This window comes from Aeromicrobium sp. (assembly GCF_036676885.1).
GTDB lineage: Bacteria > Actinomycetota > Actinomycetes > Propionibacteriales > Nocardioidaceae > Aeromicrobium.
Window position 1 is genome coordinate 1 of the sequence record NZ_JAKFCB010000301.1, and the last position, 9068, is coordinate 9068.

9 protein-coding genes are annotated in these 9068 nt (G+C 69.0%); 7 read left to right on the forward strand and 2 right to left on the reverse strand.

What is annotated here, in order from left to right; translation table 11 throughout:
• From valS to V6M46_RS13695, 5 genes are all read left to right on the forward strand, one after another.
• Positions 1-2095 (forward strand): valine--tRNA ligase (valS, locus tag V6M46_RS13675; RefSeq protein ID WP_332666093.1); only part of this gene is annotated, 2095 nt, incomplete at its 5' end.
• A 197-nt stretch (positions 2096-2292) separates the two neighbouring features.
• Positions 2293-3387: a PTS mannitol transporter subunit IICB gene (locus tag V6M46_RS13680; RefSeq protein WP_332666095.1), complete on the forward strand. Its 1095-nt coding sequence runs from the start codon at positions 2293-2295 to the stop codon at positions 3385-3387.
• A gap of 2 nt (positions 3388-3389) precedes the next feature.
• Positions 3390-3701 carry a hypothetical protein gene (locus tag V6M46_RS13685; protein ID WP_332666097.1) on the forward strand — a complete coding sequence of 104 codons (312 nt, stop codon included), beginning with the start codon at positions 3390-3392 and terminating at the stop codon, positions 3699-3701.
• Entirely contained in the window at positions 3694-4140 is a 447-nt protein-coding gene (locus V6M46_RS13690; RefSeq protein WP_332666099.1) for a PTS sugar transporter subunit IIA, read from the forward strand. The genes V6M46_RS13685 and V6M46_RS13690 overlap by 8 nt, the downstream gene beginning before the upstream one ends.
• Entirely contained in the window at positions 4137-5183 is a 1047-nt protein-coding gene (locus V6M46_RS13695; protein ID WP_332666101.1) for a zinc-dependent dehydrogenase, read from the forward strand. Before V6M46_RS13690 ends, V6M46_RS13695 begins: the two co-directional genes overlap by 4 nt.
• A 54-nt stretch (positions 5184-5237) precedes the next feature.
• On the opposite strand, the gene V6M46_RS13700 is transcribed toward V6M46_RS13695, so the two are convergent.
• The gene (locus V6M46_RS13700; RefSeq protein WP_332666104.1) at positions 5238-6887 is read right to left on the reverse strand and encodes a phosphoenolpyruvate--protein phosphotransferase; all 1650 of its coding nucleotides are present in this window, start codon (positions 6885-6887) and stop codon (positions 5238-5240) included.
• Positions 6888-7041: 154 nt separating this feature from the next.
• On the opposite strand from V6M46_RS13700, the gene V6M46_RS13705 reads away from it, so the two are divergent.
• Positions 7042-7809, forward strand: a complete 768-nt coding sequence (locus V6M46_RS13705; RefSeq protein WP_332666106.1) for a DeoR/GlpR family DNA-binding transcription regulator — start codon at positions 7042-7044, stop codon at positions 7807-7809.
• On the forward strand, positions 7806-8744 hold the full coding sequence (locus V6M46_RS13710; protein ID WP_332666107.1) for a 1-phosphofructokinase family hexose kinase: 939 nt from the start codon (positions 7806-7808) through the stop codon (positions 8742-8744). Before V6M46_RS13705 ends, V6M46_RS13710 begins: the two co-directional genes overlap by 4 nt.
• Here the strand turns inward: V6M46_RS13710 and V6M46_RS13715 are convergent.
• On the reverse strand, positions 8738-9068 hold a 331-nt coding region (locus V6M46_RS13715), incomplete at its 5' end, for a cytochrome d ubiquinol oxidase subunit II (protein ID WP_332666109.1). The genes V6M46_RS13710 and V6M46_RS13715 overlap by 7 nt on opposite strands.

The following is a 9068-nucleotide window of genomic DNA, read 5'->3' on the forward strand; positions in this document are numbered from 1 at the left end:
GTCGCAGCAGTACACCACGATCGGCGACGAGTCCCAGACCGTGTCGCAGCGCGCCTTCCTGCGCAACGTGGCCCGCGGCGAGGCGTACCAGCAGGACGCGCCGACGCTGTGGGACGTGACCTATCAGACCGCAGTCGCGCAGGCCGAGCTCGAGGCGCGGGAGTATCCCGGCGCCTACCATCGGGTCGCGTTCCACGGAGCCGACTCCCCCGTCATCATCGAGACCACGCGGCCCGAGCTCATCGCGGCCTGTGTCGCGTTGATCGCCCACCCCGACGACGAGCGCTACCAGCCGCTGATCGGCACGACCGTCACGTCGCCGCTCTACGGCGTCGAGGTGCCGGTCGTCGCACACTCGATGGCAGATCCCGATAAGGGCTCCGGCATCGTCATGTCGTGCACGTTCGGCGACCTCACCGACGTCCAGTGGTGGCGCGAGCTGCAGCTGCCCAACCGTACGATCATCGGCCGCGATGGCCGAGTGCTGCGGGAGACTCCGGCATGGGTCACCGGCGACGGCGTCGCCCGCTACCAGGAGATCGCCGGCAAGACGACGTTCTCCGCCCGCGAGGCGGTCGTCGCGGCGCTCCGCGAGACCGGTGACCTCGACGGCGAGCCGACCCCGACGCAGCGCATGGCCAACTTCTACGAGCGGGGCGACAAGCCGCTCGAGATCGTGTCGACCCGTCAGTGGTACATCACCAACGGCGGACGCGACGCAGACCTGCGCCAGCAGCTCGTCAAGCGTGGCGACGAGATCGACTGGGTGCCGTCGTACATGCAGTCGCGGCTGACCAACTGGATCGAGGGGCTCAACGGCGACTGGCTGGTCTCGCGCCAGCGCTTCTTCGGCATCCCGTTCCCGGTCTGGTACCGCCTCGATGCCGACGGCGAGCCCGACTACGACGACCCGATCTTCGCTGACGAGGCGAGCCTGCCGGTCGATCCCTCCTCGGAGGTCCCGCCGGGCTTCACCGAGTCGCAGCGAGGCGAGCCCGGAGGTTTCCTCGCCGATCCGGACGTTCTCGACACCTGGGCGACGTCGTCGCTGACACCGCAGATCATCTGCGGCTGGGAGCGCGACGACGACCTGTTCGCCCGGACGTTCCCGATGGACCTGCGCCCGCAGGGCCACGACATCATCCGCACCTGGCTGTTCTCGTCGATCGTCCGCGCCCACCTCGAACACGGTGTCGCGCCGTGGACGCACGCGGCGCTGTCGGGCTTCGTGGTCGACCCCGACCGCAAGAAGATGAGCAAGTCCAAGGGCAACGTCGTCGTCCCCGACGAGATCCTCGACAAGTACGGCGCCGACGCCGTCCGCTGGCGCGCGGCGGGAGCACGCCCCGGAGCGGACTCCCCGTTCGACGAGGCGCAGATGAAGGTCGGCCGCCGGCTCGCGATGAAGGTCCTCAACGCCAGCAAGTTCGTGCTCGCCTCCGAGGAGGCGTACGGGCTGGGCGCCGGAGCCTCCGACCTCGATCCGTCACGGGTCACCGAGGCGATCGACCTGGCGATGCTCAGCCGCCTGCGGCTCGTCGTCGACGAGGCGACGGCCCGCTTCGAGGACTACGACTACGCCACCGCGCTCGAGGTCACCGAGAAGTTCTTCTGGGACTTCTGCGACGACTACCTCGAGCTGGTCAAGGAGCGCTCGCGCCGGGACGACGCGGCCGGCCGGTCCGCCAGGAGTGCGTTCGTGCTCGCCCTGTCGGTGCAGCTGCGCCTGCTGGCGCCGTTCCTGCCCTACGTGACCGAGGAGGTCTGGTCGTGGTGGCAGGAGGGGTCGATCCACCGTGCCGCCTGGCCGGTCAACGACGCCGACCTGAAGACCGGCAGCCACGATCCGGCGCTCCTGAGCTCGGCAGCCTCCGTCCTGGCGGACATCCGCGGTGCGAAGTCGATCGCCAAGGTCAGCCAGAAGACCGAGATCAGCAGCCTGACGATCCGTGCCGCCAAGGCACAGCTCGACCTCGTGCGCCTCGCGATCGCCGACATCGTCGCGGCCGGCCGGGTCGTCGCGGAGCCGACGTACGTCGCGGACGAAGCCGTCGAGGGCTTCACGGTCGACGCCACGCCGGCGCTCGTCGACTGACGCTCGTCGCCTGACACCCGGCCCGGCAACACGGCGGGTCGGGCGCTTTGGCCTGCCCATTTCGCTCCGTCTGCCCTCGACTACAGGCTAACTCCCACACAAAACCGCATCCAACCTTGACAAAACCACACACTCGGGCATTGGATGGACAGTGACGCACGTCACGGGGACGTGATCCGCTTCTTCAAGGAGTCCATATGTCCAACTTCACGCCAACGGCGACCGGGGACGGCCTGCGCGCCAACATCCAGCGCTTCGGTGCCAAGCTCGCCGGCATGGTCATGCCCAACATCGGCGCGTTCATCGCCTGGGGCCTGATCACCGCGTTGTTCATCCCCGACGGCTGGATCCCCAACAAGGACCTGGCCGAGCTCGTCGGCCCGATGATCACCTTCCTGCTTCCCCTGTTGATCGGCTTCACCGGCGGCAAGCTCGTGCATGGACACCGCGGCGGCGTGGTCGGCGCGGTCGCCACGATGGGCGTCATCGTCGGCGCGGAGGTGCCGATGTTCCTCGGTGCCATGATCATGGGCCCGCTCGCCGCATGGATCATCAAGCAGTTCGACGAGGCGATCGCGGGCAAGGTCAAGCCGGGCTTCGAGATGCTGATCGACAACTTCTCCGCCGGCATCGTCGGCGCGGCTCTGGCGGTCGTGGGCCTCAAGGGCGCCGGCCCCGTCGTCGAGAAGCTCACCGAGTGGCTGGGCAACGGCGTGGAGACACTCGTCGACAACAATCTCCTCCCGCTCGCCTCGGTCGTGATCGAGCCGGCCAAGGTGCTGTTCCTCAACAACGCCATCAACCACGGCGTGCTCACTCCCCTGGGTGCCATCGAGGCCAAGGAAGCCGGCAAGTCGGTGCTGTTCATGCTCGAGTCCAACCCCGGACCCGGGCTCGGGATCCTGCTGGCGTACTGGTTCTTCGGGCCCCGTTCGCTGCGCCCGACCGCACCCGCGGCGATCATCATCCACTTCTTCGGCGGCATCCACGAGATCTACTTCCCGTACATCCTGATGAAGCCCAAGATGATCCTCGCGGCGATTCTCGGTGGCGCTGCCGGCGTCGCGGTGTTCCAGCTCACCAACGCCGGACTCGTCGCCTCGCCCTCACCGGGCAGCATCTTCGCGTACTTCATCCAGACGCCGAAGGGCTTCGGCAACTACGCCGGGATGATCTCCGGAGTCGCCGTCGCCACAGCGGTGTCGTTCGTCGTCGGCTCGATGCTGCTTGGCTTCGGCCGCGGGAGCGACGATTCTGAAGTCGCCGAAGACTCGACTCTCCAGGAGGCCTGAACATGACCACCACCATCAATGCCGCGGACGTCAAGAAAGTCGTCATCGCCTGCGACGCGGGAATGGGCAGCAGCGTGATGCTCGCAAGCACCCTCAAGGGACAGCTCAAGAAGACCGACATCACGGTCGTGCACACGCCGGTCGGCCAGATCCCGGCCGACGCCGACGTCGTGGTCTGCCACCAGTCGCTCGCGGAGCGCGCTCGCTCCGGTGCACCCGGCAAGCCGGTCGTGACGTTCCAGGTGTTCCTGGGCGATCCTGCCGTCAACGCCCTGGTCCAGACCCTGAAGGATGGCGGCGACGTCAGTGGCTGAGCTGCTGACGGCCGACGCGATACGCCTGGAGGCGGCCGCCGCCTCGGCCGAGGATGCCATCCGGGTGACCGGTGGGGTCCTCGTCGAGGTCGGTGCCGTCGCCGAGTCGTACGTCGACGCGATGCTGGCCCGCGAGCAGTCGGTCTCGACCTACATGGGCGAGGGCTTCGCGATCCCCCACGGCACCGTCGAGAGCAAGGACACCGTGCAGCGCAACGCGCTGTCGTTCGTCCGCTTCCCCGACGGCGTCGACTGGAACGGCCATGACGTACGCGTCGCGATCGGCATCGCTGCCGTGGGCGACGACCACATCGGGATCCTGTCCAAGCTGGCCATGATCCTGGTCGACCCTGACCAGGCCAAGCAGCTGCGCGAGGCGTCCGACGCCGACGCGGTGCTGGCCCTCCTGCAACCCTCCGAAGGAGAAGAGATTTCATGAAGGTGGTGCGTTTCTACGCCCCAGGCGACCTGCGATACGAGGACGCCGACGAGCCGACACCCGGGCCCGACGAGGTCAAGATCAAGGTCTGGGCGACCTCGACGTGCGGCACCGATGTCAAGATCTTCAGCGCCGGTCACCAGAACCTCGACCCGCCCCGCGTCATCGGCCACGAGATCGCCGGCGAGGTCGTCGAGGTCGGCTCCGCGGTCGACGGATGGCAACCCGGTGATCGCGTGCAGGTCATCGCCGCCGTGCCCTGCGGGGACTGCGAGGAGTGCACGCACGGCAAGATGTCCGTCTGCCCCAACCAGGTCTCGATGGGCTATCAGTTCGACGGCGGATTCGCGGAGTACATGATCGTGCCCCGGGCCGTGCTCAAGGTCGATGGCCTCAACCGGATCCCCGAGGGGCTGAGCTACGCCGAGGCCTCGGTCGCGGAGCCCTTCGCGTGTGCGATCAATGCCCAGACGCTGGCCCGGGTCGGCGAGGGCGACGATGTCGTGGTGGTCGGCTCCGGCCCGATCGGCTGCCTGCACGTACGCCTCGCCCGGGCCAACGGGGCTCGGCGCATCACACTGATCGAGCTCAACCGTGCCCGCCTCGAGCAGGCGGCCGGCATCGTCAAGCCGGACGAGACGATCTGCGCCGGTGAGGTCGACGTCGTCCAGGCGGTCATGGACCTCACCAACGGACGCGGTGTCGACGTGGCCATCACCGCGACAGCCGCCGGCATCGCCCAGGAACAGGCGGTCGCGTACGCCGCGCGGCAGGGTCGTATCAGCTTCTTCGGTGGCCTGCCCAAGGACAAGCCGACGATCACCCTCGACTCCAACCTGGTGCACTACCGCGAGCTGACGATCGTCGGCGCCAACGGGTCGTCACCGGCCAACAACAAGGATGCGCTCGACCGCATCGCGACCGGTGCCGTTCCCGTCCTCGACCTCATCACCCACCGGCTGCCCCTGGCTGACGTGCCGAAGGCCATCGACATCGTGCGCAGCGGCGAAGGAATCAAGGTGACGATCGAGCCGCAGCAGTAGCACTCCAGAGCCGAGATGCCCGACCTGCTGCGTGCGGTCGGGCATCTCGCTGTCTCAGGCCAGGTGCGCCGCGGCAGCCTCGCGGGCCCCGGCGGGCCCCTTGGCGGCCAGAGCGGCGTGTGCGGCGGCCCTGCACGCCTCACGGGTCACACCGGCCAGCGTCGCACCCACGAGCGGCGCAGCAGTGGCCGCCGACGACAGCGAGGTGACGCCGAGGCCGACCAGAACGCAGCCGAGGTGCGGGTCGGCTGCTGCTTCTCCGCACACTCCGACCGGCTTGCCGGCTTCGAGACCCGCCTGGGCCACGCGCTGGATGAGGGCCAGGAGTGCCGGCTGCCACGGATCGGTCAGGCGCGACAGTGACGGCGCCATCCGATCGGCGGCGAAGGCGTACTGGCTCAGGTCGTTGGTGCCGATCGAGACGAAGTCGACGTGGCGAAGGATGCGGTCCGCGAGGAGCGCGGCGCTGGGGATCTCGATCATGACGCCCGGCACGAGATTGCGTTCGCGTACCTTCGCGCCGAACCACTCGGCCTCGTCCTCGGTGGCGACCATCGGCGCCATGACCCACACCGGCGCGGCCGACTCCTTGGCCGCGAGCGCGATGGCATCGAGCTGCCGGTCCATGAGCCCTTCGTCGCGCAGTCCGAGCCGCATGCCGCGCACCCCGAGTGCCGGGTTGGGCTCGTCCTTGATCGTGGCGAAGCTGACGGGCTTGTCCGACCCGGCGTCGAGCGTACGAATCACGACCTTGCGGTCACCCATCGCGGCGAAGACCTCGCCGTAGATCGCCGCCTGGTCGTCCACCGTGGGCTCGACATCACGATCGAGGAAGCACAGCTCCGTGCGGAACAACCCCACGCCCTGGACATTGGTGTCCGCTGCCTTGCGTGCCCCCGCGCCGTCCTGGACGTTCGCGAGGATGTCGACCGTATGCCCGTCAGACGTCGCACCGGGGCCGCGCCATGACGCTGCGGCCGCACCGAAGGCAGCGGCCGCCACGGTGCGCTCCCTCACGAGATCCGGCTCGGGATCGAGGATGACCTCGCCGGTCGCGCCGTCGACGAGGACGGCTGTGCCCTCGGCGATGTCGTCCAACCCGTCCGTGCCGACGACACACGGGATGCCGAGCTGGCGGGCGATGATCGTGGTGTGACTCGTGGCGCCGCCCAGGGACGTGGCGATCGCGACGATCGAAGCCGGGTCGAGGCCGGCGGTGTCTGCGGGTGCGAGGTCGTCGGCGCACAGCACCGACTGGGTCTCGGGAGTGGGGATCCCGGGATCGGGCTGGCCGGTGAGCTCGGCGACGACACGATCACGGATGTCCTGGAGGTCCGTGACGCGTTCGGCCATCAGCCCTCCGGCGGCGGCGAACATCGCGCTGAGCTCCTCGATCGCCCCTGCGGTCGACGCGCAGATGCCCAAGCCCTCGGCGAGCCGCTTCTGCACGAGCGCGACCAGTCCGCGGTCACGAGCCAATGACGAGGTGGCCATCAGGACCTCGGCAGCGGCGCCACTGGCCTGGCCGGCTCTCGTCGCAAGCCGGTCGGCCACGAGATTGGCCGCCTCGCTGAAGCGCGCGGCGCCCGCTTCCGGGTCGAGGCTCTCTTCGTGTGTTGGGAGGTCGGGGCGGGGCATGGGGCGGACAACCGGCCCGACGCCGACTCCTGGGACCACGCCGTTGCCGTGCAGAATCGTTGGCACCATCAGCTCCTTCAGCGCTGCGGAGAAAAGGGGACACCTTAGCGATCTGCTTGACTTTACACGCATTCGGACGTAAAACAATACATACAGACGCCCAAAGCCACACAAACTCACTTTGTTGTCGCCAGGTCTCGACCATCCTATGAGGAGCGCCGTGTACGCCGCAGAACGCCAGCAGCTCCTCGCCGAGCGACTGCACCAGGAGGGCCGGCTCGCCGTCATCGATCTCGCGGATGAGCTGGACGTCAGCAGCGAGACGATTCGCCGCGACCTGGCCGTCCTCGAGCGGGACGGCCTGGCCCAGCGCGTGCACGGTGGGGCCGTCGCGGCGCGGGCACTGACGATCCTCGAGCCGGGCCTCGCACAGCGCACGACCACCAATGCCGAGCAGAAGGAACGCATTGCCCACGCGGCCGCCGCGTTCCTGCCAGAAGCCGGCGGGAGCATCGTCCTCGACGCAGGCACGACGATCAGCCACCTCGTCGACGCGATCCCCCTCGACCATCCGCTGACCGTGATCACGCACGCGATCCCGACGGCGTCCAAGCTCACCGCGATCCCCTCGGTCAGCCTGCACCTCCTCGGCGGTCGCGTCCGTGGCGTCACCGCCGCGGCGGTCGGTCAGTCCACCGTCGACGCCCTGGCCTCGATCCAGGTCGACGTCTGCTTCCTCGCCACGAACGCCGCGTCCGCCAGTCACGGCCTGAGCACGCCCGACAGTGAGGAAGCGGCGGTCAAGCGCGCGCTCGCCAAGTCGGCGCACAAGGTCATCGCTCTGTTCGACTCCTCCAAGTTCTCCGCCGAGCACGTCTTCGCGTTCGCGTCCTACGACGACCTCGATGTCGTGATCACCGACACGGACGCGAGCCCACAGGATGTCGAGGCATTGCGGGAGCACGGCGTCGAGGTCGTGCTGGCGTGATCGTCACTCTCACCCCCAACCCCAGCATCGACCGCACGATCGAGTTGTCCGAGCCGCTGGAGCGCGGAGGTGTGATCCGCTCCGTCACGGCCCACGACGAGGCCGGCGGCAAGGGCGTCAACGTGGCTCAGGTCGTGCGCAAGGGCGGGCACCTGGCCGTCGCAGTGCTGCCGGGCGACCACGACGACCCCTTGCTGACCCGCCTGCGGGAGCTCGGAGTGACCCACCGAGCCGTACCGACCGGGGCGGCGTCCCGCGTCAACCTGACGTTGGCCGAGCCCGACGGCGTCACCACGAAGATCAACGCTCCGGGCACCGAGCTCACAGCCGACCAGCTCGACCAGCTCATCCGCGAGGTCGCCCGGGAGGCGGTTGGTGCGCGATGGGCGGTCCTGAGCGGTTCGTTGCCGCCGGGAGTCGATGCCGGGTTCTACGCCGACGTGATCGACGGTATCCACGCCGACGGCCTCCGGATCGCGGTCGACACCTCGGGTGAGTCGCTCCGCAAGACGCTGGACCGGGCGGCCGATCGGATCGACCTGATCAAGCCCAACTCCGACGAGCTCGGCGACCTGCTCGACGTACCCGCCGCGATGTTCGAGGGCGACCCACGGACTGCCCTCGAGACCGCACGGCCGCTGCTGGACCGGGGTGTGGGCGAGATCCTGCTGACCCTCGGCAGCAAGGGTGCTCTGCTCCTGAGCCATGCAGGCGTCCGTGCGGCCGCTGCCCCCACGGTGATCGCGCGCAGCACGGTGGGCGCCGGCGACTCAGCACTCGCGGGCTACCTGATCGGCGCGCTCGAGTCCGCCGATGCAGACGGCCGTCTCGCGCTGGCCGTCGCGTACGGCAGCGCCGCCGCGTCCTTGCCGGGCTCGACGATGCCCGGTCCCGGCGACTTGCCGCCGCTCCCTGAGGTCGTACGGGTTCAGTGACTCTCGGTCCAGCGCTCGCTCTGGGTCAGCCAGAACAGGTACGCGAGTGCGGGCACGACGATGACGCCGGCGAGGCCGACAACCACGAGCAGCCCGGCCAGGGTTGCGTCGGCTCCTGCGGCTGCCGAGATCCTGACCTCATCCACCAGCATCCAGGGGTACTGCGCGACGCCCCAGCCGATCACGACGGCCGCGACGGCCGCGACCGCGCCGAACCGGGCCGGCGCGAAACGCCGGCGGTGCAGCAGGACGAGCGTTGCGAGACCTGCGATGGCGGAGGCCACGATGAGCGGCGCTGCCGGCCCGAGCAGCCGGTCACTCAGC

Excerpts from the sequence above, each read along its gene's own strand:
- V6M46_RS13680 (WP_332666095.1), top strand. The coding sequence starts at position 2,293 with ATGTCCAACTTCACGCCAACGGCGACCGGGGACGGCCTGCGCGCCAAC.
- V6M46_RS13695 (WP_332666101.1), top strand. The coding sequence starts at position 4,137 with ATGAAGGTGGTGCGTTTCTACGCCCCAGGCGACCTGCGATACGAGGAC.
- V6M46_RS13685 (WP_332666097.1), top strand. The coding sequence starts at position 3,390 with ATGACCACCACCATCAATGCCGCGGACGTCAAGAAAGTCGTCATCGCC.